The following is a 25,658-nucleotide window of genomic DNA, read 5'->3' on the forward strand; positions in this document are numbered from 1 at the left end:
AAGGGATCGCCCATCGGGCACTTAGTGAGCCTCAGAGGCTGGTAATCTCAATATTACGCTGGGCAAAGGCTTTGCGAATCTGGCTGGCAAAGGCGAGCGCATGCTCGCCGTCGCCGTGAAGACAGACGGTATCCGCCTTCACCTTCACCCATTCGCCGCTCAGCGACTGCACCTGTCCCTGCTCAATCATGGTCAGCGTCTGGGCAATGGCCTGTTCATCACTCTCCACCATCGCGCCAGGCTGAGAACGCGGCACCAGCGATCCATCAGCCTGGTAGCCGCGATCGGCAAAAACTTCTTCACGCGTGACCAGCCCAAGCGCCTTCGCCGCCCGAATCGATTCACTGTTGGCTAAACCAACCAGGATCAGGGCAGGATCAACCGCTTTTACCGCACGCGCAATCGCCTCTGCCAGCACGGGTTCCTGTGCCGACTGGTTATAGAGCATGCCGTGCGGCTTGACGTGCACCAGCCTGCCGCCTTCACTTTCAGTAAGCGCTTTCAGTGCACCTATCTGATAGATCATCTGTGCATAGACCGTTTCGGGCGGCAGCTGCATCGGCGAACGGCCAAAGTTTTCCCGATCGGGAAAACCCGGATGGGCACCAATCGCCACGTTAAACGCTAACGCCCAGCGCACGCTTTGCAGCATCGTCTGGGCATCGCCCGCGTGGAAACCGCAGGCGATATTGGCGGAAGAGACGTTCTGCAACAGTTCACGATCGTGAGCGCAGCCCTCCCCCAGATCCGCATTAAGATCGACTTTCATGTTCCAGCCCCCATGCCATTTGCGCCATAGAACGTTCCCGTTCCTGCTTAGCCTGTAGCGCCACGTCTAACGTGCAGTGAACAAAGTGAATGGGTTCGCCCAGACGGATCTGCGCAAGATGATAGAGATCGGCTTCGATCACGCAGGCAATGCGCGGATACCCGCCGGTAGTTTGTGCATCCGCCATCAGGACAATCGGCTGGCCGTTCGGCGGCACCTGGATCACCCCGGGTATCAGCCCGTGCGAGAGCATCTCGCGGCTGGTGGTACGCGTCAGCGAACGTCCCTGAAGGCGATAGCCCATACGGTTACTCTGCGGTTGCAGCTGCCAGGAAGTACGCCAGAAGGCTTCACGGCTCTCACGGCTGAACTCATGGAACTCCGGGCCGACCAGCGCCCGCACGCGGTTACCAAACAGCAGCTGACGAACCCCGGCTGGCTTGCTGAAGGTACGTTTTGCTTCTGCGAGCGGTAACAGATCGCCATCGGCGATGGCTTTGCCACCGAAGCCGCCAAAACCGGCCTTGACGTCGGTGCTACAGGAGCCCAGCACGGGCGTCACGGCAAATCCGCCGTCGAGCGCAAGGTAGCTGCGCATCCCGCGCGTTGGCATTTTAAGCGTAAGCCGCTGTCCTTTTTTTACCGCAGTACGCCAGCCGGTCCAGACAGGTTTACCGTCAAGATCGGCGTTACAGCCCGCGCCGGTCAGCGCCATCCAGCCATCACGGCCGAACTCAGCGCAAAACTGGCCCAGCGTGATTTCCAGCACGGCGCTGTTTTTATCGTTGCCCACCAGCAGGTTGGCGGTTTCCATAGCGGGCTGATCCAGAACGCCACTCAGGCAAACGCCAAGCTGCCGCCAGCCGGGCCGGCCCGCATCCTGCAGCGTAGTGCTGATCCCGGCACGAATAATTTTCAGCATATTCCCCCCTTCTGTGGCACAAAGCGCACGCTGTCCCCAGGCCTCAGGAAAGCAGGAGGTTCATGCTGCGGATCAAACAGGTTAAGATCGGTACGGCCGATCAGTTGCCAGCCTCCCGGCGCGGTAAACGGATAAACGCCGGTCTGACTGCCGCCAATACCGACAGATCCGGCCGGTACCGCTACCCTGGGTTCGGCGCGGCGCGGGGTATGCAGCCGTTCATCCAGCCCACCCAGATAAGGGAAGCCGGGCTGAAAACCGATAAAATAGACGACGTAGGCCGCCGCCGCATGGGCCGCAACGACTTGTTGCGGGGTCAGACCGCTGTGGCGTGCGACTTCTTCCAGATCGGGACCTGCCGTACCGCCATAGATAACCGGGATCTCAACCTCGCGGGTTTCCAGCTCCAGCGCTTCGCTCTTTTCCCACCAGAGCTGGAGCCATTCAATCGCGTCCAGCGCGGTACTTTGCGGCTCGCTCAGCATCACGGTGATGTTATTCATCCCGGGCACCACCTCGATCACTTCCGGACGCCCTTTAAGGCGCGCGGAAAGCCCCCAGATGCGCTGCTGGCTACTAAGCGTCACGGGGGGTTCCAGCTCAAGCACAACCGCGCGTTCGCCTAACAGGTAACAACGTGCTCGTTGCAAAACACTCCTCCTGACCTGTCTGTCAGGCCGTCTGATTATGTTATTAGACAAACAGTTATGCTGAAATGTAATGAGAGTGTCAACAGAAGGCTTGAGCGGCGCGATCGCCGCTCAGCGTAAATCAGGCAGGATTAGGGATATCGATGAAGGTGACCTCAAGGCCGTAATTCCCGGCCAACCACTCGCCCAGCGCTTTGATGCCGCCGCGTTCCGTGGCGTGGTGACCGGCGGAGAAGAAGTGTATACCCTGCTCGCGCGCGCTATGGATCGTCTGTTCTGATACCTCACCGGTAATAAACGCATCCACACCAGCCGCTGCTGCGGCATCAATAAACCCCTGACCGCCGCCGCTACACCACGCCACACGGCGGATCTGCGCTGGCGCATTGTCGCCGCAGTGCAGCGGTTCGCGCCCAAGCCTTTTGGCTATGCGGCTGGCCAGCTGCTCGCCGGTCAGGGCATCGTCCAGCTCGCCCCAGGGCACCAGCGGCATCACTTCTCCTTTAACCTCAATGCCCAGCAGCTTCGCCAGCTGGGCGTTATTGCCAAGTTCCGGATGGGCATCCAGCGGCAGATGCCAGCCGAAAAGGTTAATATCATTAGCCAGTAAGGTTTTCAGCCGGTTCCGCTTCATACCTTTAATCACCTGCGCTTCGCTTTTCCAGAAATAGCCATGATGCACCAGTACCGCGTCCGCGTTCAGGCGAACGGCTTCATCCAGCAGCGCCTGACAGGCGGTAACGCCCGTGACGATTTTCTCGATCTCAGGGCGCCCTTCAACCTGAAGTCCATTCGGCGCATAATCGCTGAAATTCGCGCTACTCAGCTGCTGATTCACAATTTGTTCAAGTTCTGTATTACGCATAATCTTTCCTGAAAGTTCCGCAGTCCGGCGCCTGCTTATGATTTTCTGGCGGCTTCGTACGCCTCCAGCGTGCGCTTACGCGCCTCTTTATGATCGACAATCGGTGCCGGATAATCCAGTGATATCTGGTTCTTTTCAGCCCAGCTATGCGGCTGGTGGATATGCTGGTCGGGGACGTTTTTCAGCTCCGGTAGCCACTGGCGGATAAAGCTGCCGTCCTTGTCAAAACGTTCACCCTGGGTTGTAGGGTTGAATATGCGGAAATAGGGTGCCGCGTCGTTGCCGCTTGATGCGGCCCACTGCCAGCCACCGTTATTTGCCGCCAGATCGCCATCGAGCAGCTGTGACATGAAGTAACGCTCACCTTCGCGCCAGTCGATAAGCAGATCTTTAATCAGGAAGCTGGCCGTGATCATGCGCAGGCGGTTATGCATCCAGCCAAGGCTGTTCATCTGCCGCATGGCCGCATCGACGATCGGATAGCCGGTTCTCCCCTGCTCCCAGGCCTCCTGCTGGGCCTTATCCTGCCGCCACGCAACCTTTTTGGTCCAGCCGATAAAGGGCTGATGGCGGCAGAGCGAGGGCCAGGCAACCAGCAGATGGCGATAGAACTCACGCCAGATCAACTCATTGAGCCAGACAAAAACGTTTTTATCCTCCAGCCCGGCTGGATGCTCCCTCAGCAGGCGATGCAGGCACTGCCGTGGAGAAAGTACGCCGGTCGCAAGGTAAACCGATATACGACTGGTGCCATCGACGGAAGGAATATTGCGGTTTTCGGGATATTCCGTAACCGGCTGCTGGCAAAATTCCCGTAACCGCTGAAGCGCAGCGGTTTCGCCCGCGGTAAAGAGATTTCGATCATAATCCTCAAAGGGATAATCAAACGGTAGCAGTTCGGGCAGCTTAGCCAGCGGCGCGTTCTTGCGGGGTTTCGGGGCGGGCACGCACTCCGGCAACCCCTCATTGAGCCTTTTCACAAAGGCCCGGCTGAAGGGGGTAAAGACTTTATACATCTCGCGGTTGCCGGTCAGTACGCTGCCAGGCGACAACAGCAGGCTGTCATCAAATCCCTGCGCTATCACATCATTATCGTATAGCGTCCGTTCGACAGCCGCGTCACGTTGACGCTCATTCACCTCATACTGATAGTTATAAAACAGGCGATCGATCTTGTGCTGTTCACAAAACGCTTTCAGCACGTCAGGTACAGCAGCAAAGTCATCGCAGTGCAGAACGTGTAGCGGGATCCCTTTTTCACCCAGCGCATGCTGCATCTCTGTGAGGCTGTCATAAATAAAGGCCGCCTGTTTTGGCGCCATGGTATGAGACTTCCACTGTGCGGGCGTGGCGATGAACAGCGCCACTACGCTGGCTTCCTCGCTGCGGCAGGCCGCATGTAATGCGTAATTATCATGGATGCGCAGATCGTTGCGCAGCCAGACCAGGTGCGTGGTCATGTTACTTCCTGTCAGGCAGATTCAATGACCGTAGCGCAGACGAAGCGCTTCCGGATAAGGTTCAAAATAACGCTGCTGCGCCAGATAGGCGTCAGGGAATTCCGACATGTAATGCTTAAGCAGCGTCATCGGTGCCAGAAGCGGCTGCAGTCCCTGACGATAGTGATCGATAAGCGCAGCCAGTTCCTGGCGCTGCTTCGAAGTCAGCTGTGGGCGGAAGTACCCCTGAACGTGCATCAGCACATTGGTATGGTTACCCCGGGTCGCCTTATTTTTAAGAAGATCCATTAATCGCTGACGGTACTCAAAGGCGTAGGCTTCCAGCGATGACCAGCTTTCCATCCCGGCCACAAAACGTCCCATTTCGCGATATTGCGGCTGGGAGTGCGCCAGCAGCGAAAGCTTGTAGCGGCTGTGGAAGGCGATTAATTTGCCGCGCGTCAGTCCGCTACGCCAGAGCGAATTAAATTCATGCAGGGTATAGATGCGCTCAACAAAATTTTCGCGCAGAACGGGATCGTTTAACCGGCCGTCTTCTTCTACGGGGAGCCAGGGCATCTGCTTCATCAGCTCGCGGGTAAAAATCCCGACGCCTTCTTTACGGTTATCGTTATTGTCAGGCTTATAGACACGCACCCGCTCCATACCGCAGCTGGGCGATTTTGCACAAACTATGTAACCACAGAGGTGATGCAGCTTAGCGATTTTACTTTCTGAAAACCGCTGCATCTCATCGGTCAGCGGATCGCCATTACCGTTACTGAAGCAGAGCGCCACCTCATCCTCCGCGCTTTTGGTCAGACGTAAAGCGGGGCGCGGCGTGGGCAACCCTATCGCCATTTCCGGGCAGACAGGTTCGAAACGCATAAAGGGGGCGAGATCTTCTGCGGCAAATGCGCAGCGTTTGTGCCCTCCATCGAAGCGGACGTTATCTCCAAGCAGGCAGGCGCTGATGCCGACAGGAATTTTTTCGCTCATAGTTGTACAACCTCCAACTTCTTGTAGAGGTTTAAGTGTAGCTGATATGGAAAGGATAAGCCCGCGCTGCTTAAAAAAAACGGTACTAAGGGCAAAAAAATTCCCGCCGGAGCGGGAAGGTTTTTAATAGAAATCGCAGGCTGCGGCCTCCGACTGCGCCAGCCATACCGGCTGACTGCTCGTCTTCGACCATATCCGGTGAAGGTAGCTGTAAAACCGGGCGCGATCTTGACGAAACAGCATCACAGGCAGCGCGAGGGTACCGACGATCAACACCGCCAGGCGGCGCAGTACGATTCGGGTTAATGAGTAAGGTTGATAAAGACGCATACGTCCTCCGGGCAAATTAAAAAAAGGTAATCTGTACAAAATAATAGCGCCAGTTGTGTAATTTTACTACTCATCCGACCACTATTTTGCAGAAAAAATCACCAGATCGCCCTGCACCTCCGTTATAAAGTTACAGAATAGTTAAATAACAAGATGATATTAACAAGCCCGTCACTTTGCCCTATATCGCTTTACGCCCCCGGCAGCGCGCCCATAAAAAAGGCGCCGCAAGCGGCGCCTTTTCAGCAGAGCATCAGACTCAGGCGTTTTTCAGCACTTCGCTGACAATTTCTACGGCTTCTTTTTCGATCTTTTCACGGTGCTCAGCACCCAGGAAGCTTTCACAGTAGATTTTGTACGCGTCTTCGGTACCGGATGGACGCGCCGCAAACCAGCCGTTTTCCGTCATCACCTTCAGGCCGCCGATGGAGGCGCCGTTACCTGGCGCTGCCGTCAGGCGGGCGGTGATCGGATCGCCTGCCAGCGTGTCAGCACTGACCATTTCCGGAGACAGCTTCGACAGCGCCGCCTTCTGGGCTGAGGTCGCTGAAGCCTGCAAACGGTTATAGCTTGGCGCACCGAAGCGCTCCGCCAGTTCATCATAGTGCTGCTGCGGATTTTTCCCGGTAACGGCGGTAATTTCCGCTGCCAGCAGGCACATAATGATGCCGTCTTTATCGGTAGACCATGGCGTTCCGTCAAAGCGCAGGAAAGACGCGCCAGCGCTCTCTTCGCCGCCGAAGCCAAAGCTGCCGTCAAAAAGACCGTCAACAAACCATTTGAAACCCACCGGCACTTCAACCAGACGGCGGCCGATGTCGTTAACCACGCGGTCGATCATCGCGCTGGAGACCAGCGTTTTCCCGACCGCAACCTCTTTGCCCCACTGCGGACGGTGCTGGAAGAGGTAGTTGATCGCTACCGCAAGGTAGTGGTTAGGATTCATCAGACCCGCCGGAGTGACGATGCCGTGACGGTCATAATCCGGATCGTTAGCAAAAGCGAGATCGAATTTATCACGAAGCGCCAGCAGACCCGCCATGGCGCTTTCGGAAGAGCAGTCCATGCGGATCGCACCATCTTTATCAAGGTGCATAAAGCGGAAGGTCTGATCCACTGAATCGTTAACGATGGTCAGATCCAGCTTGTAGAACTCAGCGATGCGCTGCCAGTAGGCAATACCCGAGCCGCCGAGCGGATCGACGCCGATTTTAAGGCCGGCCTTCTGAATGGCGGCAATATCAACGATCTCCGCCAGCCCTTCGATATAAGGCTGAATCAGATCTTTTTCCTGCAGGTGTCCGCTCGCCCAGGCTTGATCCAGCGCGATGCGTTTCACTTCTTTCAGGCCATCTTTGATCAGCGCATTAGCGCGATCTTCAACGACTTTAGTGACGTTTGTGTCCGCTGGGCCACCGTTTGGCGGATTGTATTTAATGCCGCCATCTTCCGGTGGATTATGCGAAGGCGTAATCACAATTCCATCGGCCTTAGCGCCGCCCGCCTTATTGTGTTCAAGGATGGCATTGGAAATGGCCGGGGTCGGCGTGTAGCCGTTGTCCAGCTGAACGATAACGTCAACGCCATTCGCCGCCAGCACTTCCAGTACGGAAATCAGGGCTGGCTCGGAGAGCGCATGGGTATCTTTACCCACGTAGCAAGGACCGGTGATGCCGTTCTTTTTACGCTCTTCCGCAATCGCCTGGGCGATGGCCAGAATGTGCGTCTCATTGAAGCTCTGACGTCCCGCGCTACCGCGATGGCCTGAGGTTCCAAATTTCACCGCATGTTCCGCATTGTTCAGATCGGGCTGCAGGACATAATACTGCGAGGTTAATTGTGCAACGTTAATCAAATCGCTCTGCTGGGCAGGCTGCCCGGCACGGGGGTGATTAGCCATTGGCGCTTCTCCCTGACACTTAGTTCTCAGTTAGAGGGTGCCGCAAACCTTGTCAGTGAGCTCCGTCGGGAACTGCATTGACTGCATGATATGTTCGACCATGCTGCGTTTACGGCCTGTGTTGGTGTTGGTGATCACCCAATACGGCGTGCCCGGAACGTGCTGGGGCTTGGTATGGATGCCATTCTGTACCAGGGTTTGTTGATTACCCGCAAAGTAGACGCGCGTACGACCATGAAGCGATTCGGTCGCGGCGGCAAATGCCTTGGGATCAAGATTGTATAAAGTCGACAAAATCAGCATAAAACGGTTCACTGCTTTTTTCTGTTCAGCATATTCATCAGAGAGCAGCAGCTCGCGCATAGCGCGGACGCGATCCAGAGGGCGCGCCTCTTCCTTCACCGCAGCACTCTCTTTTGCAACAGGCGCAGAAGTCGCTGCCACACCGCTGGCCGCTGGTGCGCGCTGACCGGCCGTAAATTTAAGCATACGCCGTAAAATGTCAGAGGCGCTTTCACCAATGTGCTGGGTATGGCTGGCGATATAACGGTACAGTTCTTCGTCGACTTCGATAGTTTTCATCTTTATCCAGTACGGTTAGTGCTTGAGAGCCGGTCAGCACGCACGCTGTGGATGACAAACGCACAATAGCCTTTCGAACCAGCTCTAACATGAGGATTATAAAGTTAAATCCTGCCGGGGTGTAGCGCCAGTCCTGAAAGCCGGCAAAAGTCAGAATATGCCGCAAAAAGATCGGAGGCCCCACACCTGCCGTTTCGGCAGAATACGTCCATCCATGATACCCTAACCCCTCGTTTCCACTGTAAGAACTTTACTATGAAATTGAATGTTCGCCTGCAATCTGAACAATCCGCTACCGACGCCGCGCCGGTGGTGCTGATTCACGGCCTGTTTGGCAGCCTCGACAATCTTGGCGTGCTGGCCCGGGGGCTGAAGGATCGCCGCCGTGTGGTGCAGATTGACGTGCGCAATCACGGCCTTTCTCCACGTTCAGAGGAGATGAACTATCCCGCTATGGCGCAGGATGTCGTGGAGACACTTGACGATCTGGGAATCGATCGTTTCACCGTCGTGGGCCACTCTATGGGCGGTAAAATCGCGATGGCGCTGACCGCGCTGGTCCCCGGGCGCATTGAGCAACTGGTAGTTATCGATATTGCCCCCATCGCCTACCGGGAACGTCATCACGACCGCTTTTTTGCCGCCCTCGATGCGGTCAGCGCGGCGGGAATCACGTCACGCAGTGAGGCGGCCGCCCTGATGCGTCAGAGTATAGATGAAGAAGGGGTGATTCAGTTTTTACTGAAATCATTCCATGAAGGTGAATGGCGCTTTAACGTGCCAGCCCTCTGGAATGCCTACGATGAGATCATCGGCTGGCAAACGCTGCCCGCCTGGCCGCATCCTGCGCTCTTTATCCGGGGTGACCGCTCAGCGTATCTCGCTGATGAATACCGCGAGGCGCTGCTCGCTCAGTTTCCGCAGGCGCGCGCCCATGTTATCAGCGGCGCAGGTCACTGGGTCCATGCGGAAAAACCTGAAGCGGTTTTACGCGCCATCAGCCGCTTTTTCGCGCTGTAACAACAAAAGTTTTATGGGGATGTTAAATCATTGTCGTCCCCACTTTCACAGGGTATGATGGCGCGCTAAAAATTTGTCGCTGATGAAATTTCAGCCGGCAGCCTGACCAATTCATCAGCAATCCAGCCTTTTCAGTATCTCGATTCTATGGCAAAAGAAAACACGGACCGCACCACGATCGATCTGTTTGCAGATGAGCGTCGTCCGGGACGACCTAAAACAAATCCGCTAACGCGTGATGAGCAGCTGCGTATCAACAAACGCAACCAGCTTAAACGGGATAAAGTGCGTGGACTGAAGCGTGTCGAGCTGAAAATGAACAGCGACGCGGTGGATGCCCTTAACCAGCTCGCCGAGCAGCGCAATATGAGCCGCAGCGAGCTGATAGAAGAAATGGTGATGGCGCAGTTAGTCAGACAGAACGGTTAAAAGCCCGCCGCCAGGGCTTTGCACGCAGACCGGGACAAAGCACAAAGCGACAAAAGCAGGAGTATTACTCGTTTATCCCCCTGAGGCTGTCTGCTATCATTGTCGTTATCTGTCTTTAACAGCAGTCACCATATCATTAAGTTTCAAGAGGTTATTAAACTCATGGCAATCGTAGGCATTTTCTTTGGCAGCGATACGGGCAATACCGAAAACATTGCAAAAATGATCCAGAAGCAGCTCGGTAACGAGGTGGCTGAGGTTCATGATATCGCGAAAAGTAGCAAAGAAGACCTTGAAGCCTTTGATATTCTGCTGCTGGGTATCCCCACCTGGTACTACGGCGAAGCCCAGTGCGACTGGGACGATTTCTTCCCTACTCTTGAAGAGATCGACTTCAACGGTAAGCTGGTGGCCCTGTTTGGCTGCGGCGATCAGGAAGACTACGCCGAGTACTTCTGTGACGCGATGGGGACTATTCGCGACATCATAGAGCCTAACGGCGCGGTGATCGTTGGCCACTGGCCGACGGAAGGCTATCATTTTGAAGCGTCTAAAGGCCTCGCGGATGACAATCATTTCCTCGGCCTGGCCATTGATGAAGATCGTCAACCTGAACTGACCGCTGAACGTACAGAGAAGTGGGTCAGGCAGGTTTACGAGGAGCTGCATCTGAAGGAAATCCTTGAGGCCTGATTCTGGCCGCCTGATGTGGGCGCTATCTCACATCAGGCGCATGGTTTTTCCTATATTAGTAATAGGCACTTTTTTGTAACTTTCACCTGCAAAACTGTACAATATCGCCATCGGTCATCCGGCTTTCTCAGCGCCTTTCGCCCTAAAGGCGGCTTCGATGAGACAGCGCGAAATGTAATCCACCACAGACGGGCCCCTGCTTTTCAGGATGTAACGGCTTCTCCCTTACATCCCACAGCGGTGAAGCGCCTCCGCGGTTTTCATTTCGGCGTATCAGTTCTATACTGAGGCGCCTGGTTTTTCAGCGACGACCGATGCTCAGGGCTTTTCAGCCACTTAGTGACTAGCAAAGTAACAGGACAATATCCGCATGACTGACAATAACACCGCATTAAAGAAGGCCGGCCTGAAAGTCACACTTCCACGACTTAAAATTCTGGAAGTGCTTCAGGAACCCGTAGGCCATCACGTCAGTGCGGAAGATTTGTATAAGCGCCTGATTGATATGGGCGAAGAGATTGGTCTGGCGACGGTTTACCGCGTTCTGAACCAGTTTGATGACGCCGGTATCGTGACGCGTCATAATTTTGAAGGCGGCAAGTCGGTCTTTGAACTGACCCAGCAGCATCATCATGACCACCTTATCTGCCTGGACTGCGGCAAGGTTATTGAGTTCCGCGATGAGTCTATTGAAGCCCGTCAGCGTGATATCGCCACGAAGCACGGCATCAAGCTCAGCAACCACAGCCTCTATCTCTATGGTCACTGCTTTACGGGCGACTGCCGTGAAGATGAGACGCTGCACGATAAGTAACCAAAAATTAACCCGGCAGCAGGATTCAGACCTGTACGCTTTTACGTTCCGGTGATGCTGCCAGATCGGCACTCGCTCTGTTTACTGAAGCGACTGCGGCTCAAAAAGAAAAAACCGGTGAGGACCTCACCGGTTTTTTTCGTCTGTAAAACAGGTTAAGCAGGGATTGCGATACCAGATCGATTGCGTCCTCTTTATCCCGCGCCCTGTCCCTCTTCTCCATGACGTGACATAAAAAAATCCGTAATCCTGAAAAAAGGATTACGGATTTTAACCTGTACAAGTACGCCACCTCTGTCAACGCTAGCCCTGACAGAGGCCGGAACGTTTATACGCCTGCTTTTGCCCAGGTATCGCGTAAACCGACGGTACGGTTAAATACCAGCTTGCTGGCGCTGGAGTAGCGACTGTCAGCACAGAAGTAGCCTTCGCGCTCAAACTGATAAGGGCTGGAAGGCTGTGCATTGCCGAGGCCTGGCTCGACGAAGCCCTGACGGATAACCAGCGACTCAGGATTAATCGTCGTCAGGAAATCTTCCGCCGCACCAGGATTTGGCACGCTGAACAGACGGTCATATAACCGGAACTCGGCCGGCAGCGCATGCTCGGCAGAAACCCAGTGGATCACGCCCTTCACCTTACGGCCATCAGCAGGATCTTTGCTCAGCGTTTCCGTATCGCAGGTGCAGAACAGGCAGGTAATATTGCCCTCTTCATCTTTTGCCACGCGCTCAGCCCTGATCACGTAAGCGTTGCGCAGGCGAACCTCTTTGCCCAGCACCAGACGTTTGTACTGCTTGTTGGCTTCTTCACGGAAGTCAGCGCGATCGATATAGATTTCCCGGCTGAACGGCACATCCCGCGTTCCCATCTCCGGCTTGTTCGGATGATTAGGCATGGTGATGATCTCTTCGTGACCCGCCGGCAGGTTCTCAATGACCAGCTTCACCGGATCGAGTACGGCCATCGCCCTTGGCGCATTCTCATTCAGATCGTCACGGATGCAGGATTCCAGCGAAGCCATCTCCACGATGTTGTCCTGCTTAGTGACCCCAATACGGCGGCAGAACTCACGGATAGAAGCCGCGCTGTAACCACGACGGCGCAGACCGGAAACGGTCAGCATACGTGGGTCATCCCAGCCTTCTACAATCTTCTCGCTGACCAGCAGGCTGAGCTTACGCTTGGACATGATCGCATACTCAAGATTGAGGCGCGAAAACTCATACTGGCGCGGATGCACCGGAATGGTGATGTTATCCAGCACCCAGTCATAGAGACGGCGGTTATCCTGAAACTCCAGCGTGCAGAGCGAATGGGTGATCCCTTCCAGCGCATCGGAGATGCAGTGGGTGAAATCGTACATCGGGTAGATGCACCACTTGCTGCCCGTCTGATGATGGTCGGCGAACTTGATGCGGTAGAGCACCGGATCGCGCATCACAATGAAGTTAGACGCCATATCAATTTTGGCGCGCAGGCAGGCAGTGCCTTCGGCAAACTCACCGTTGCGCATTTTCTCAAACAGCGCCAGGTTCTCTTCCACGCTGCGATCGCGGTAAGGACTGTTTTTACCCGGAGAAGTCAGCGAGCCGCGATATTCGCGGATTTGCTCAGGCGTCAGCTCGTCAACGTAGGCGAGGCCTTTATTAATCAGCTCAACGGCATAGTGATGCAGCTGATCAAAGTAGTCAGATGAGTAATGGACGTTGCCGCTCCACTCAAAGCCCAGCCACTGCACGTCTTCTTTGATCGACTCAACGAATTCCAGGTCTTCTTTCACCGGATTGGTATCGTCAAAGCGCAGATTGCACTGGCCCTGGTAATCCTGGGCGATGCCAAAATTGAGGCAAATCGATTTGGCATGACCAATATGCAGGTAGCCATTAGGCTCGGGCGGGAAGCGGGTATGCACGCTGGTGTGCTTACCGCTCGCCAGATCTTCGTCAATAATCTGACGAATAAAGTTAGTTGGGCGGGCTTCTGCCTCACTCATCTCAATTTCCTCAGGAATGCTTAGCGCAATTAGTACGTGAAATAACGGAGTATGATCCACAAAGCGGCGAAGGGAAACAACCGTTTGTTAGGGCTTAACGATAAAAAAAGGGCGGGAATCGCTTCCCGCCCTGCATCAAGCTGGCCTTAGCCGTTAACCATTAATCTCACAGAGGCGGCTTTCGCCCGCCACAACGGTTTCACCCGCGAGCAGAGTAATGCCGCTGTAGTCCTCAATATTGCTGACCACGACAGGGCTAATCATCGAGCGGGCATTGGCATTCAGCCAGTCGAGATCCATCTCAAGTACCGGCTGACCGGCCGTAACCTGAGCGCCCTCTTCAACCAGACGCGTGAAGCCTTTGCCGCCCAGCGCGACGGTATCAAGCCCCATATGCACCACGACTTCGATGCCCTTTTCCGTTTCAAGACAGAACGCGTGATTAGTGTTGAAGATTTTCACCACGGTGCCTGCGGCTGGAGAAACAACGGTTTTGCTGGTTGGTTTGATTGCCAGACCATCGCCGACCGCCTTACTGGCGAAGGCTTCATCAGGCACCTGGTCCAGTGCAACCACTTCACCGCTGACCGGTGCCACGAGTACCCCGATCACCCCTTTTGCCACTTTAGGTTCAGCTTGCGCCACCGGGGAGGCGATGGACGCCGCAGAGGTTGCCGCCGCCGCAGCGGAAACAGGGCCTTTACTCAGTACGGTTTTCATCGCAGAAGCGATGGTTTCCGCCCGCGTGCCGACAATAATCTGAATACTCTGCTTATTCAGACGAATAACGCCGGACGCGCCCAGGCGTTTAGCCACGGCTTCGTTTATGGCCCCGCTGTCCTTCACGTTCAGGCGCAGTCGCGTGATACAGGCGTCGATGCCGGTCAGGTTATCCGATCCCCCTACCGCACTGATGTAATGACGCGCAAGAGACTCAGTATCAGTTTCTTTATTACCGCTATTCTCCACGTTCACGTCATAACCATCGCTTTCATCGCCATCCACCGCCAGTTCGCGACCCGGCGTCAGCAGATTGAATCTTTTGATGGTGAAGCGGAAGACCACGTAATAGATGACGAAGAAAACCAGCCCCTGCGGGATCAGCATATACCATTTGGTCGCAAGCGGATTTCGTGACGAAAGCACCATATCCACCAGCCCGGCGCTGAAGCCGAAGCCGGAAATCCAGTGCAAACTCGCGGCGATAAATACCGAGATACCGGTCAGCACGGCGTGAATTAAATAGAGAACCGGCGCCACAAACATGAAGGAGAACTCGAGCGGTTCGGTAATACCGGTAAAGAAGGCGGCAAAAGCAGCCGCCAGCATAATCCCGCCGACCTTCGCGCGGTTTTCCGGACGGGCGCAATGATAGATCGCCAGCGCTGCGCCAGGAAGACCGAACATCATGATTGGGAAGAAGCCAGCCTGATAGCGGCCAGTGATACCGACAACGGCCTTACCGCTTTCGAGCGACTGTGCACCGCCGAGGAAATTAGGAATGTCGTTAATGCCCGCCACGTCAAACCAGAATACGGAATTCAGAGCGTGGTGCAGGCCAACCGGGATCAGCAGGCGGTTGAAGAAGGCATAAACGCCGGCGCCGACCGAGCCAAGTTTCTGAATGCTTTCACCGAAGCTGACCAGACCGCCAAAAATCAGCGGCCAGATATACATCAGGATAAAGGCAACCAGAATCATCAGGAAGGAAACCAGAATAGGAACCAGGCGACGACCGCTGAAGAAGGAGAGCGCCTTAGGCAGCTCAACATGGCTGAAGCGGTTATACATCTCCGCAGAGATGATACCGACCAGGATACCGACAAACTGGTTCTCGATTTTTCCGAACGCCATCGGAACCTGCTCGACCGGAATTTTCTGAATCATAGCAACCGCTGCTGGAGAACAGAGCGTTGTTACCACCAGGAAACCGACAAAGCCGGTCAGCGCTGCCGCACCATCTTTATCTTTTGACATGCCGTAAGCGACGCCAATGGCAAACAGCACGGACATATGTTCAATGATCGCGGCACCGGATTTAATCAGCAGCGCAGCGAAGGCGTTGCCCGCCCCCCATGCGTCAGGATCGATCCAGTACCCAATCCCCATCAGAATGGCGGCGGCGGGCAGCGTTGCCACCGGCACCATCAGCGCCCGTCCTACTCTTTGTAGATAGCTTAAAATATTCACCTTTCCCCCTATAAGACCCGTTAAGGCGCCATGAGCCGTTTCGTTTTATTATCACGGCCTGTTGGTTTCTGAATAACAGTTAAAACCACGAAGCGGAGTGTAAGAAAAATTTAATTCGCTTCGCAAATTAAAACCGCTGCAACTGTGACTATTATCACCAAAATAGGCACTATTTCTTCCGTGCTTCTGGCTATCACCGGAAACTTATTTTATGATCCGAAAAATCAGGACGGATTTATCCCTCGCGGATATGCCCCCGGAGACGTAGGCTTATCGTCAGTAACAAGGGCACCGTCAACCTTCTTCTAATTTTGCTTAAATGAGGTGATACATGAGACTGATTCCTTTGGCTACCCCTGACCATGTTGGAAAATGGGCCGCCCGTCATATCGTTAACCGCATCAATGCCTTCAGTCCTACTGCCGATCGCCCCTTTGTTCTCGGACTGCCTACCGGCGGTACGCCGCTGGTCGCCTATAAGCATTTAATTGAGATGCATAAATCAGGCCAGGTTAGCTTTAAGCACGTTGTCACCTTTAACATGGATGAATACGTCGGTCTGCCTAAAGAGCATCCGGAAAGCTACCACAGCTTTATGTACCGCAACTTTTTTGATCATGTTGATATTCAACGCGAAAACATTAATCTTCTTAACGGTAACGCGCCAGATATTGACGCAGAATGCCGCCAGTATGAAGAAAAAATTCGTCGTTATGGCAAAATTCACCTGTTTATGGGTGGCGTGGGCAATGACGGTCACATTGCCTTTAACGAACCGGCTTCCTCGCTGGCTTCCCGCACCCGCATTAAAACCCTGACGCATGACACCCGGGTGGCGAACTCCCGCTTCTTTAACGGCGATGTTGATCAGGTGCCGAAATATGCACTGACCGTGGGTGTCGGCACCCTGCTGGATGCCGAAGAAGTGATGATCCTCGTTACCGGCCATGTGAAAGCCCAGGCGCTTCAGGCGGCGGTTGAAGGAAACGTGAATCATATGTGGACCATCAGCTGCCTTCAGCTGCACGCCAAATCCGTGGTGGTGTGCGATGAGCCTGCGACAATGGAACTGAAAGTCAAAACCGTTAAGTATTTCCGCGAAATGGAAGCGGAAAACGTGAAAGATCTGTAAGAACTCAGAATACCGTTGGGCCGCGCCGGAACGGCGCGCTCAGCCAGACACCGCCGGGAGAGATTTATGTACGCATTAACTAATGGCCGCCTCTATACCGGCCATGAAATACTGGATAATCATGCTGTTGTTATCGCCAACGGCCTGATTGAGCGCGTTTGCAGGCTGGAAGAACTGCCAGCCGGCGTGACCGTCCGCGACGTCAACGGCGCGCTGATCGCTCCCGGCTTTATCGACGTACAGCTTAACGGTTGCGGCGGCGTGCAGTTTAATGATGACCCCAGCGCGATCAGCACAGAAACGCTGGATATCATGCAGAAAGCGAACGAAAAATCAGGCTGTACCAGCTTCCTGCCTACGCTTATTACCAGCAGCGATGCGCTGATGAAGCGCGCGGTTGACGTTATGCGCAGCTACCTGGCGCAGAATGCCAATAAAGCGCTGGGCCTGCATCTCGAAGGTCCCTGGCTCAATCCCCTTAAAAAAGGGACCCACAATCCTGACTTAATTCGTGAGCCGAATCAGGAGCTGGTGGACTTTCTCTGCGCAAACGCGGACGTCATCACCAAGATCACCCTGGCTCCCGAACAGGTCGAAAGCCACTTTATCCGCCAGCTGAGCGAAGCGGGTATCGTTATCTCCTGCGGCCACTCCCACGCGACCTGGGATGAAGCCCGACGCGGCATTAATGCCGGCATCAGCTTCGCCACGCATCTCTATAACGCCATGCCGACAATTACCGGCCGTGAGCCTGGGCTGATTGGTGCGCTGTTTGACTCCCCTGATATTTATTGCGGCATTATTGCGGATGGATTACACGTTCATTACGCTAACGTCCGTAACGCCAAACGCATCAAGGGCGATAAATTAGTGCTGGTTACCGATGCCACCGCGCCAGCGGGTGCCTCGATTGACCAGTTCATTTTTGCAGGAAAAACAATATACTACCGGGATGGGCTCTGCGTTGACGAAAACGGCACGCTCAGCGGTTCTGCACTGACAATGATCGAAGCGGTAGCGAACAGCGTCGAACATGCAGGCATTTCCCTGGACGAATCGTTAAGAATGGCAACGCTTTACCCTGCACGGGCTATGGGTGTAGAGAAGACGTTAGGCTCGATTGAGGCCGGAAAAGTGGCAAACCTGACGCTTTTCACCCGTGACTACAAAATAATCCAGACTATCGTTAATGGTGACGAAGTCTTAAGCGAGTAGATACTGAATGACCACTGGCGGCCAGGCTCAAATAGGAAATGTCGATCTTGTTAAGCAACTCAACAGCGCGGCCGTTTACCGGCTTATCGACCAGCAGGGCCCGATTTCGCGCATTCAGATTGCCGAGCATAGCCAGCTAGCCCCCGCCAGCGTCACCAAGATTACCCGCCAGCTTATTGAACGCGGGCTGATCAAAGAAGTCGATCAGCAGGCCTCGACCGGAGGCCGCCGCGCCATCTCCATCGTGACGGAAACCCGCGGATTCAATACCATCGGTATCCGCCTCGGACGTAATGACGCCACGCTCACGCTGTTTGATCTCAGTGGAAAATCTCTCGCCCAGGAAGACTATTCGCTGCCGGAACGGACCCAGGAGACCCTGGAGCACGCCCTTTTCAACGCCATCGCCCACTTTAGCGAACAGCATCAGCGCAAGCTGCGGGAACTGATTGCGATCGCGGTCATCCTGCCGGGGTTGGTCGATCCTGATAACGGCGTGATCCGGTATATGCCGCATATTAATGTAAGCTGCTGGCCGCTCGTCGCTAACCTGAAAAAACGCTTCGGCGTAACCAGCTTCGTCGGCCATGATATACGCAGCCTGGCGCTGGCCGAGCACTACTTTGGTGCATCGCGAGACTGCGCGGACTCCATCCTGGTGCGCGTTCACCGGGGAACAGGAGCTGGCATTATTGCAAATGGTCATATCTTTTTAGGCAGTAACGGCAACGTGGGTGAACTGGGACACATTCAGGTCGATCCTCTGGGTGAACGCTGTCACTGCGGCAATTTTGGCTGTCTGGAAACTATTGCGGCCAATGGCGCTATTGAGCATCGCGTACGTCATTTGCTGGCGCAGGGCTATCCAAGCTCACTGACGCCCGATGAGTGCCATATGACGCAGATTTGTAAAGCCGCCAACCGGGGCGACGTGCTGGCCGCAGAAGTGGTTGAATATGTCGGCCGTCATCTGGGTAAAGCGGTAGCCATCGCCATCAACCTGTTTAATCCGCAAAAAGTGGTTATTGCCGGTGAGATCACCGAAGCAGATAAAGTGCTTTTTCCCGCCATTGAAGGCTGCATTAATACGCAGGTTCTGAAGGCGTTTCGTAAAAACCTGCCGGTTGTCCGCTCGGAACTCGATCATCGCTCGGCCATTGGCGCCTTTGCGCTGGCGAAACGTGCCATGCTTAACGGCATTCTTTTACAACATCTACTGGAAGGCTAATGAGCGCTTTAACTCTGAACGACAGCGAAAAGATGAGCATCAAAAACGTCATTTGCGATATCGACGGCGTCCTGATGCATGACAATACCGCCGTTCCGGGCGCGAATGAGTTCCTGCAACGGATTCTGGCTAAAGGAATGCCGCTGGTCTTGTTGACCAATTACCCTTCCCAGACGGCGCTCGATCTTGCTAACCGGTTCGCTTCCGCAGGCATCGATCTGCCGGACAGCGTTTTTTATACTTCGGCGATGGCCACTGCTGATTTTTTACGACGTCAGGAAGGTAAAAAAGCGTACGTTGTGGGAGAAGGCGCGCTGATTCATGAACTCTATAAAGCGGGTTTTACCATTACCGATATCAATCCGGATTTTGTCATCGTGGGGGAAACCCGCTCCTACAACTGGGATATGATGCATAAGGCCGCTTTCTTTGTGGCTAACGGTGCCCGTTTCATTGCCACCAATCCCGATACGCATGCCCGTGGCTTCGTGCCGGCCTGTGGCGCCCTCTGTGCGGGCATCGAGAAAATTTCAGGCCGCTCGCCTTTTTATGTGGGCAAGCCCAGCCCGTGGATTATGCGTGCCGCACTGAACAAAATGCAGGCGCATTCCGAAGAGACGGTGATCGTGGGGGATAATCTTCGTACCGATATCCTTGCCGGTTTCCAGGCGGGGCTGGAGACCATCCTGGTGCTGTCGGGCGTTTCCACGCTCAGTGATATTGACGCCATGCCTTTCCGGCCCAGCTGGGTTTTCCCCTCAGTGGCGGATATCGATATCCTCTAGCAATCAGGCCTGGCCTAAAGGCCGGGCTTTTTTACGCCGCACACCTGATTAAATATTAACCGTATCTCTATAAAAATTATCATATCGGCAATTTTTCACCTCTTTAATTGAATAATCATCAAAGTTTGAGCCGCGTCAACGGACTATTTTTCAGAGAAACGCTAAAATGCTTGCGTCAAGGGGGGGAGATAGCGCATTTTCTTATCTATCGGACGACAAACCTCGTCCTACTGATTACGTTACCATCATCACCGTTCTGGGATGTCGATAGGGAGTTAGCTATGTGTTCTATTTTTGGCGTACTGGATCTTAAAAGCGATCCAGTCGAACTGCGTAAGAAAGCTCTGGAGCTTTCCCGTCTGATGCGTCACCGCGGCCCGGACTGGTCTGGCGTCTATGCCGATGACCAGGCAATCTTGTCGCACGAGCGTCTTTCTATCGTTGACGTAAACAATGGCGCACAGCCTCTCTATAACGCAGACCATACGCATGTTTTAGCCGTGAACGGTGAAATCTATAACCATCAGGCGCTGCGTGCAGAGTTAAGCGATCGTTACACGTTTCAGACCGAATCAGACTGTGAAGTGATTCTGGCGCTCTATCAGGAAAAAGGGGTGGATTTCCTCGATGACCTGCAGGGCATGTTTGCCTTTATCCTGTATGACAGCGTGAAGAAAACCTGGCTGATTGGCCGTGACCATATCGGTATCATTCCGCTCTATATGGGCAACGATGAGCACGGCAACCTGTTTGTCGCTTCTGAGATGAAAGCGCTGGTGCCGATCTGCAAATCGATTAAAGAGTTCCCTCCGGGAAGCTATATGTCCAGCACCGATGGTGAAATTCACCGTTACTGGCAGCGTGACTGGTTCAGCTATGAAGCGGTTGAGCATAACAAGACCGATGCTGCTGCGCTGAAAGATGCGCTGGAAGAGGCGGTGAAAAGCCACCTGATGTCGGACGTGCCTTATGGCGTACTGCTCTCCGGCGGCCTGGATTCCTCCATTATTTCTGCTGTAACCAAGCGTTATGCGGCGAAGCGTGTGGAAGATCAGGACAAAAGTGACGCCTGGTGGCCGCAGCTGCACTCCTTTGCCGTCGGCCTGGAAGGTTCACCCGATTTAAAAGCGGCGAAGTCAGTCGCCGATCATCTTGGTACGGTGCACCATGAAATTCACTTCACGGTACAGGAAGGCCTGGATGCCATCCGCGATGTGATTTATCACATTGAAACCTACGACGTGACCACGATTCGTGCCTCAACGCCAATGTACCTGATGTCCCGTAAGATCAAAGCGATGGGCATCAAAATGGTGCTTTCAGGCGAAGGCGCGGATGAGGTCTTTGGCGGTTATCTTTATTTCCACAAGGCGCCAAACGCGAAAGAGTTTCACGAGGAGAACGTCCGTAAGCTGCTGGCTCTGCATATGTTTGACTGCGCCCGCGCGAACAAAGCGATGTCCGCCTGGGGCGTTGAGGCACGCGTACCGTTCCTGGATAAAAAATTCCTCGATGTGGCGATGCGCATCAACCCGGCCGATAAAATGTGCGGTCCGAACGGCAAAATGGAAAAACATATCCTGCGCGAATGTTTCTCCTCTTACCTGCCGGAAAGCGTGGCGTGGCGTCAGAAAGAGCAGTTCTCGGATGGCGTGGGCTACAGCTGGATCGACACCCTGAAAGAAGTTGCCGCGCAGCAGGTTACCGACCAGCAGCTTCAGACGGCCCATTTCCGTTTCCCGTACAACACGCCAACCTCGAAGGAAGGCTATCTGTATCGTGAAATTTTTGAAGAGCTGTTCCCGCTGCCGAGCGCCGCAGAATGCGTACCTGGAGGCCCTTCTGTCGCCTGTTCGTCGGCAAAAGCCATTGAGTGGGATGAAGCGTTCAAAACCATGGACGATCCTTCCGGGCGCGCCGTTGGCGTACACCAGTCAGCCTATAAATAACTGACGGCGGACGGATCAAAAACGGGCCTGTAACGGCCCGTTATTTTTTATATTGCGCGTGTTAGCGTCAGAATTTGTTGATTTAATCAGCATGCTGGTTATAAGCCAGTCAAACAAAACGTTCAGGGCAAAAAACGGGAAAAAACTTGTTGACGCTTTTAGGTCAACTCCGCATAATGCGCCCCGCAACGCCGATGAAGGTAACGCGAAAAAAGATGGCTACGTAGCTCAGCTGGTTAGAGCACAGCACTCATAATGCTGGGGTCACAGGTTCGATTCCCGTCGTAGCCACCATCTTTTTTGCGGGAGTGGCGAAATTGGTAGACGCACCAGATTTAGGTTCTGGCGCCGCAAGGTGTGCGAGTTCAAGTCTCGCCTCCCGCACCATTTCCATAAGCGGCTTTGCACGGATGGGGTATCGCCAAGCGGTAAGGCACCGGTTTTTGATACCGGCATTCCCTGGTTCGAATCCAGGTACCCCAGCCACTTTTTTAAAAAGTATGTTACAGTTATAACGCAGTAAAATTAGGCTACTTAGCTCAGCTGGTTAGAGCACAGCACTCATAATGCTGGGGTCACAGGTTCGATTCCCGTAGTAGCCACCAATTTTATTGGGGTGTCGCCAAGCGGTAAGGCACTGGTTTCTGATACCAGCATTCCGGGGTTCGAATCCCTGCACCCCAGCCATAAAAAAGACGATTTGCATTGCGGATCGCACCGAAAAATTGGGGTGTCGCCAAGCGGTAAGGCACTGGTTTCTGATACCAGCATTCCGGGGTTCGAATCCCTGCACCCCAGCCAGACGTAAAAAAGCCCGCTTTATGCGGGCTTTTTTACGTCTGTTGTCCGGCCTCTGTCGCTTTACCTTGTGCGCCTCCCTTTCTGTCTCAGAGGCGCATCTCACTCCGCTTCCTTATAGTCCCAGCGCGTACCGCAGCGCCTGCCGCTTAAGCACACCTGAGCGCTCGGCCATCATCAGACTGAGGTTGCGTACAACCCGCAACGGCGCGAAGGGATTACTGAAGGCAAAATAGAAAAGATCCATACCGGTTTGCATCAGTAAATTATCTTTCTGCCTGCGCCGCTGATAGCGGAGCAGCACCGCTTCCGAGGCCCAGTCCTCAGCGCGCTCGCGGGAGGCGGTCAGCGTGTCAATCAGCGCATCCACATCGCGATAGCCAAGGTTGACGCCCTGCCCGGCCAGCGGGTTAATGGTGTGCGCAGCATCGCCCACCAGTGCCAGCCCCGGCTGCACATAGCGCGTGGCGTGACGGCGAACCAGCGGGAATGCACCCGCAGCAACCGGCGTCACCCGGCCAAGCCGGGCGGGGAAATGGTTTTTTATCTCCTGGCTAAGCTGCACCATATTCATTCCCTGAAGCTGACGAATCCGCGCCGGTCGGTCGTACCACACCAGAGAAGCCCAGCCGTCAGAGAGCGGCAGGAAAGCACGCGGCCCTTCCGGCGTAAACTGTTGCCAGGTGCAGTCACCTGCCGCCTGCTCACACTTCACGCTGATCAGCATGCAGGACTGCGCGTAGTTCCAGCCATGTATGCCGATACCGGCCAGCTGGCGAACCTGTGAATTGGCCCCGTCGGCACCAATCACCAGCCGCGCATTCAGGGTTTCGCCGCTTTCAAGCATCATCTTCCATCCACCGTTACAGGGCTGCAGATCCTTTAACCGCGCCGGTGACAGGAGTTCGATCTCCTGCGCCTGCAGACGCTCCCAGAGCGCCCGCTGAAGGACGCTGTTCTCCACCATAAAGCCCAGCTCGGGCAGGCCAAGGGAGTCAGCATCAAAGCCGACGCGGGCGGTATGCCATTCCCAGGTCTCCAGGCGACGGTAGGGGGTACAGCGCTTCGCCACGACAGACGGCCAGACTTGTAGCTGCTTCAGCAGGTCAACGGAGGCCGCGCCAATAGCGGAGATTCTGATATCAGGATCGCTGGCCGGGTCAAATTCAGCAGGCGCCTGCTGATCCAGGACGGCCACCTGGAAACCCTGATCCGCCAGGCCGCTCGCCAGCGCAGCGCCAACCATGCCGCCGCCCACGATGACGACATCCCATTTTTTTGTCTCAGTCATGTTTTTATCCTGTCCGTAAGACATCTGCGAGCCCTCTGTCTGTAACGTTCAGGGCGAATTCTGTTACGCTAAGTGTACCGGAATTTTAGGGGCCAATTGGAATTGCTGACAGAAAAGCTTGCGCGCTGGTCACAACAGCAGCAAAGCATTACAATACGCGCCCCGTACTTCCTCCTGCTTGATAAATGGCAACCAGATGACTAAAAAATTGCATATCAAAACCTGGGGCTGTCAGATGAATGAGTACGACTCATCCAAGATGGCTGACCTGCTAAACAGCACCCACGGGTTTACCCTGACCGAGGTGGCGGAAGAAGCCGACGTTCTGCTGCTTAACACCTGTTCCATCCGTGAAAAAGCGCAGGAGAAGGTCTTCCATCAGCTTGGGCGCTGGAAATCGCTGAAAGAGAGTAATCCCGAGCTGATCATCGGCGTGGGCGGCTGCGTTGCGTCGCAGGAAGGCGATCATATCCGTCAGCGCGCCAGCTATGTCGATATCGTGTTTGGCCCGCAGACGCTTCACCGCCTGCCGGAAATGATCAATACCGTGCGGGGTTCCAAAAGCCCGGTCGTGGATATCAGCTTTCCGGAAATCGAAAAATTCGACCGTCTGCCAGAGCCAAGAGCGGATGGCCCGACCGCGTTCGTCTCCATTATGGAAGGCTGCAACAAATACTGTACGTTCTGCGTGGTGCCTTACACCCGTGGCGAAGAGGTCAGCCGGCCTTGCGACGACATTCTTTTTGAAATTGCCCAGCTGGCGGCGCAGGGCGTTCGTGAAGTTAACCTGCTCGGACAGAACGTAAACGCCTACCGGGGTGAAACCTACGATGGCGAGGTCTGCAGTTTTGCCGACCTGCTGCGCCTGGTCGCGGCGATTGACGGCATCGACCGTATTCGCTTTACCACCAGCCATCCGATTGAGTTTACGGACGATATCATTGAGGTCTATCGCGACACGCCGGAGCTGGTCAGCTTCCTGCACCTGCCGGTCCAAAGTGGCGCCGATCGCATCCTGACCCTGATGAAACGTGCGCATACCGCGCTGGAGTATAAGGCGATTATCCGCAAGCTGATTGCGGCCCGTCCCGATATCCAGATCAGCTCCGACTTCATCATCGGCTTCCCGGGTGAAACCCAGCAGGACTTTGAGCAGACCATGAAGCTTATCGCTGACGTCAATTTTGATACCAGCTTCAGCTTTATCTACTCTGCCCGTCCCGGTACGCCCGCGGCCGATCTGCCTGACGACGTGCCGGAAGAAGAGAAGAAACAGCGTCTGTGGCAGCTTCAGGAGCGTATCAGCCATCAGGCGATGACATGGAGCCGCCGCATGATGGGTACCGTCCAGCGTATTCTGGTGGAAGGCACCTCACGTAAAAACGTGATGGAAATGTCGGGCCGTACCGAGAATAACCGCGTGGTCAATTTTGAAGGCACGCCAGCGATGATCGGTAAATTCGTCGATGTGGAAATCGTTGACGTTTACAGCAATTCCCTGCGCGGCGTTGTGATTCGCACCGAAGAGCAGATGGATTTGCGCAGCGTTGAAACCCCGGCCTCGGTTATTGCGCGTACGCGCAAAGAAAACGAACTGGGCGTGGGTCTTTTCCAGCCTTGATCCTCCATTTCCTGCGGCGGGCTTTGCAGGCCCGCTGTGGG

The 25,658-nt window shown here is 54.7% G+C and carries 22 protein-coding genes and 6 tRNA genes; 16 read left to right on the top strand and 12 right to left on the bottom strand.

Features of this window, described 5'->3' with window-relative positions:
• Positions 1–31: 31 nt before the first annotated feature.
• The 9 genes from pxpA to seqA all read right to left on the bottom strand — a co-directional run bounded on the left by pxpA (position 32) and on the right by seqA (position 8,456).
• On the bottom strand, positions 32–769 hold the full coding sequence (gene pxpA, locus AAH446_RS05490) for a 5-oxoprolinase subunit PxpA (RefSeq protein WP_342905670.1): 738 nt from the start codon (positions 767–769) through the stop codon (positions 32–34).
• A complete protein-coding gene (pxpC, locus tag AAH446_RS05495) occupies positions 753–1,691 on the bottom strand; it encodes a 5-oxoprolinase subunit PxpC (protein ID WP_342905671.1) in 939 nt (312 codons plus the stop codon). The genes pxpA and pxpC overlap by 17 nt, the downstream gene beginning before the upstream one ends.
• On the bottom strand, positions 1,685–2,341 hold the full coding sequence (gene pxpB, locus AAH446_RS05500) for a 5-oxoprolinase subunit PxpB (protein WP_342905672.1): 657 nt from the start codon (positions 2,339–2,341) through the stop codon (positions 1,685–1,687). Before pxpB ends, pxpC begins: the two co-directional genes overlap by 7 nt.
• A gap of 121 nt (positions 2,342–2,462) precedes the next feature.
• Positions 2,463–3,206 carry a type 2 GTP cyclohydrolase I gene (locus tag AAH446_RS05505; protein ID WP_342905673.1) on the bottom strand — a complete coding sequence of 248 codons (744 nt, stop codon included), beginning with the start codon at positions 3,204–3,206 and terminating at the stop codon, positions 2,463–2,465.
• Between the two features lie 35 nt (positions 3,207–3,241).
• On the bottom strand, positions 3,242–4,666 hold the full coding sequence (gene phrB / locus AAH446_RS05510) for a deoxyribodipyrimidine photo-lyase (protein WP_342905674.1): 1,425 nt from the start codon (positions 4,664–4,666) through the stop codon (positions 3,242–3,244).
• A gap of 21 nt (positions 4,667–4,687) precedes the next feature.
• Positions 4,688–5,644, bottom strand: coding sequence for a YbgA family protein (locus tag AAH446_RS05515; RefSeq protein WP_342905675.1), 957 nt, complete (start codon positions 5,642–5,644; stop codon positions 4,688–4,690).
• Between the two features lie 123 nt (positions 5,645–5,767).
• Positions 5,768–5,974: a YbfA family protein gene (locus AAH446_RS05520; RefSeq protein ID WP_342905676.1), complete on the bottom strand. Its 207-nt coding sequence runs from the start codon at positions 5,972–5,974 to the stop codon at positions 5,768–5,770.
• Between the two features lie 259 nt (positions 5,975–6,233).
• Positions 6,234–7,874 carry a phosphoglucomutase (alpha-D-glucose-1,6-bisphosphate-dependent) gene (gene pgm, locus AAH446_RS05525; RefSeq protein ID WP_342905677.1) on the bottom strand — a complete coding sequence of 547 codons (1,641 nt, stop codon included), beginning with the start codon at positions 7,872–7,874 and terminating at the stop codon, positions 6,234–6,236.
• 30 nt (positions 7,875–7,904) lie between these two features.
• On the bottom strand, positions 7,905–8,456 hold the full coding sequence (gene seqA, locus AAH446_RS05530) for a replication initiation negative regulator SeqA (RefSeq protein WP_342905678.1): 552 nt from the start codon (positions 8,454–8,456) through the stop codon (positions 7,905–7,907).
• 255 nt (positions 8,457–8,711) lie between these two features.
• Between seqA and ybfF the strand changes: the two genes are divergently transcribed.
• From ybfF to fur, 4 genes are all read left to right on the top strand, one after another.
• Complete coding sequence (ybfF, locus tag AAH446_RS05535) at positions 8,712–9,476, top strand: esterase (RefSeq protein WP_342905679.1); 765 nt, start codon at positions 8,712–8,714, stop codon at positions 9,474–9,476.
• 147 nt (positions 9,477–9,623) lie between these two features.
• Positions 9,624–9,905, top strand: coding sequence for a LexA regulated protein (gene ybfE / locus AAH446_RS05540; RefSeq protein WP_342905680.1), 282 nt, complete (start codon positions 9,624–9,626; stop codon positions 9,903–9,905).
• A gap of 162 nt (positions 9,906–10,067) precedes the next feature.
• Positions 10,068–10,598: a flavodoxin FldA gene (fldA, locus tag AAH446_RS05545; protein ID WP_342905681.1), complete on the top strand. Its 531-nt coding sequence runs from the start codon at positions 10,068–10,070 to the stop codon at positions 10,596–10,598.
• Positions 10,599–10,968: 370 nt separating this feature from the next.
• Positions 10,969–11,412 (top strand): ferric iron uptake transcriptional regulator, encoded by a 444-nt coding sequence (gene fur / locus AAH446_RS05550; RefSeq protein WP_342905682.1) that lies wholly within the window; start codon positions 10,969–10,971, stop codon positions 11,410–11,412.
• Positions 11,413–11,740: 328 nt separating this feature from the next.
• Here the strand turns inward: fur and glnS are convergent, their stop codons facing one another.
• On the bottom strand, positions 11,741–13,408 hold the full coding sequence (gene glnS / locus AAH446_RS05555; protein WP_342905683.1) for a glutamine--tRNA ligase: 1,668 nt from the start codon (positions 13,406–13,408) through the stop codon (positions 11,741–11,743).
• A 153-nt stretch (positions 13,409–13,561) separates the two neighbouring features.
• The gene (gene nagE / locus AAH446_RS05560; protein ID WP_342905829.1) at positions 13,562–15,592 is read right to left on the bottom strand and encodes an N-acetylglucosamine-specific PTS transporter subunit IIBC; all 2,031 of its coding nucleotides are present in this window, start codon (positions 15,590–15,592) and stop codon (positions 13,562–13,564) included.
• Positions 15,593–15,929: 337 nt separating this feature from the next.
• Here nagE and nagB point away from each other — a divergent pair, with 337 nt between their 5' ends.
• The 11 genes from nagB to AAH446_RS05615 all read left to right on the top strand — a co-directional run bounded on the left by nagB (position 15,930) and on the right by AAH446_RS05615 (position 22,708).
• The gene (gene nagB / locus AAH446_RS05565) at positions 15,930–16,730 is read left to right on the top strand and encodes a glucosamine-6-phosphate deaminase (RefSeq protein ID WP_342905684.1); all 801 of its coding nucleotides are present in this window, start codon (positions 15,930–15,932) and stop codon (positions 16,728–16,730) included.
• 66 nt (positions 16,731–16,796) lie between these two features.
• Complete coding sequence (nagA, locus tag AAH446_RS05570; RefSeq protein ID WP_342905685.1) at positions 16,797–17,945, top strand: N-acetylglucosamine-6-phosphate deacetylase; 1,149 nt, start codon at positions 16,797–16,799, stop codon at positions 17,943–17,945.
• Between the two features lie 7 nt (positions 17,946–17,952).
• Entirely contained in the window at positions 17,953–19,173 is a 1,221-nt protein-coding gene (nagC, locus tag AAH446_RS05575) for a DNA-binding transcriptional regulator NagC (protein WP_342905686.1), read from the top strand.
• Between the two features lie 32 nt (positions 19,174–19,205).
• Positions 19,206–19,958 (top strand): HAD-IIA family hydrolase, encoded by a 753-nt coding sequence (locus AAH446_RS05580; RefSeq protein ID WP_342905830.1) that lies wholly within the window; start codon positions 19,206–19,208, stop codon positions 19,956–19,958.
• A 281-nt stretch (positions 19,959–20,239) separates the two neighbouring features.
• Complete coding sequence (gene asnB / locus AAH446_RS05585) at positions 20,240–21,907, top strand: asparagine synthase B (protein WP_342905687.1); 1,668 nt, start codon at positions 20,240–20,242, stop codon at positions 21,905–21,907.
• 217 nt (positions 21,908–22,124) lie between these two features.
• A tRNA-Met gene (locus tag AAH446_RS05590) sits at positions 22,125–22,201 on the top strand.
• 8 nt (positions 22,202–22,209) lie between these two features.
• Positions 22,210–22,294 (top strand) — tRNA-Leu (locus tag AAH446_RS05595).
• Positions 22,295–22,318: 24 nt separating this feature from the next.
• Positions 22,319–22,393, top strand: a tRNA-Gln gene (locus tag AAH446_RS05600).
• 42 nt (positions 22,394–22,435) lie between these two features.
• A tRNA-Met gene (locus AAH446_RS05605) sits at positions 22,436–22,512 on the top strand.
• A gap of 7 nt (positions 22,513–22,519) precedes the next feature.
• Positions 22,520–22,594 (top strand) — tRNA-Gln (locus AAH446_RS05610).
• Between the two features lie 39 nt (positions 22,595–22,633).
• A tRNA-Gln gene (locus AAH446_RS05615) sits at positions 22,634–22,708 on the top strand.
• Between the two features lie 112 nt (positions 22,709–22,820).
• Here the strand turns inward: AAH446_RS05615 and ubiF are convergent.
• Positions 22,821–23,996 carry a 3-demethoxyubiquinol 3-hydroxylase gene (ubiF, locus tag AAH446_RS05620; RefSeq protein WP_342905688.1) on the bottom strand — a complete coding sequence of 392 codons (1,176 nt, stop codon included), beginning with the start codon at positions 23,994–23,996 and terminating at the stop codon, positions 22,821–22,823.
• Positions 23,997–24,192: 196 nt separating this feature from the next.
• On the opposite strand from ubiF, the gene miaB reads away from it, so the two are divergent.
• Positions 24,193–25,617: a tRNA (N6-isopentenyl adenosine(37)-C2)-methylthiotransferase MiaB gene (miaB, locus tag AAH446_RS05625; RefSeq protein ID WP_342905689.1), complete on the top strand. Its 1,425-nt coding sequence runs from the start codon at positions 24,193–24,195 to the stop codon at positions 25,615–25,617.
• Positions 25,618–25,658: the final 41 nt, after the last annotated feature.

It is taken from the genome of Erwinia psychrophila (assembly GCF_039023475.1).
Taxonomy (GTDB): Bacteria; Pseudomonadota; Gammaproteobacteria; order Enterobacterales; family Enterobacteriaceae; genus Erwinia.

Excerpts from the sequence above, each read along its gene's own strand:
- pxpA (WP_342905670.1), bottom strand. The coding sequence starts at position 769 with ATGAAAGTCGATCTTAATGCGGATCTGGGGGAGGGCTGCGCTCACGAT.
- pxpC (WP_342905671.1), bottom strand. The coding sequence starts at position 1,691 with ATGCTGAAAATTATTCGTGCCGGGATCAGCACTACGCTGCAGGATGCG.
- AAH446_RS05505 (WP_342905673.1), bottom strand. The coding sequence starts at position 3,206 with ATGCGTAATACAGAACTTGAACAAATTGTGAATCAGCAGCTGAGTAGC.
- phrB (WP_342905674.1), bottom strand. The coding sequence starts at position 4,666 with ATGACCACGCACCTGGTCTGGCTGCGCAACGATCTGCGCATCCATGAT.
- AAH446_RS05515 (WP_342905675.1), bottom strand. The coding sequence starts at position 5,644 with ATGAGCGAAAAAATTCCTGTCGGCATCAGCGCCTGCCTGCTTGGAGAT.
- AAH446_RS05520 (WP_342905676.1), bottom strand. The coding sequence starts at position 5,974 with ATGCGTCTTTATCAACCTTACTCATTAACCCGAATCGTACTGCGCCGC.
- pgm (WP_342905677.1), bottom strand. The coding sequence starts at position 7,874 with ATGGCTAATCACCCCCGTGCCGGGCAGCCTGCCCAGCAGAGCGATTTG.
- seqA (WP_342905678.1), bottom strand. The coding sequence starts at position 8,456 with ATGAAAACTATCGAAGTCGACGAAGAACTGTACCGTTATATCGCCAGC.
- ybfF (WP_342905679.1), top strand. The coding sequence starts at position 8,712 with ATGAAATTGAATGTTCGCCTGCAATCTGAACAATCCGCTACCGACGCC.
- ybfE (WP_342905680.1), top strand. The coding sequence starts at position 9,624 with ATGGCAAAAGAAAACACGGACCGCACCACGATCGATCTGTTTGCAGAT.
- fldA (WP_342905681.1), top strand. The coding sequence starts at position 10,068 with ATGGCAATCGTAGGCATTTTCTTTGGCAGCGATACGGGCAATACCGAA.
- fur (WP_342905682.1), top strand. The coding sequence starts at position 10,969 with ATGACTGACAATAACACCGCATTAAAGAAGGCCGGCCTGAAAGTCACA.
- glnS (WP_342905683.1), bottom strand. The coding sequence starts at position 13,408 with ATGAGTGAGGCAGAAGCCCGCCCAACTAACTTTATTCGTCAGATTATT.
- nagB (WP_342905684.1), top strand. The coding sequence starts at position 15,930 with ATGAGACTGATTCCTTTGGCTACCCCTGACCATGTTGGAAAATGGGCC.
- nagA (WP_342905685.1), top strand. The coding sequence starts at position 16,797 with ATGTACGCATTAACTAATGGCCGCCTCTATACCGGCCATGAAATACTG.
- nagC (WP_342905686.1), top strand. The coding sequence starts at position 17,953 with ATGACCACTGGCGGCCAGGCTCAAATAGGAAATGTCGATCTTGTTAAG.
- AAH446_RS05580 (WP_342905830.1), top strand. The coding sequence starts at position 19,206 with ATGAGCATCAAAAACGTCATTTGCGATATCGACGGCGTCCTGATGCAT.
- asnB (WP_342905687.1), top strand. The coding sequence starts at position 20,240 with ATGTGTTCTATTTTTGGCGTACTGGATCTTAAAAGCGATCCAGTCGAA.
- ubiF (WP_342905688.1), bottom strand. The coding sequence starts at position 23,996 with ATGACTGAGACAAAAAAATGGGATGTCGTCATCGTGGGCGGCGGCATG.
- miaB (WP_342905689.1), top strand. The coding sequence starts at position 24,193 with ATGACTAAAAAATTGCATATCAAAACCTGGGGCTGTCAGATGAATGAG.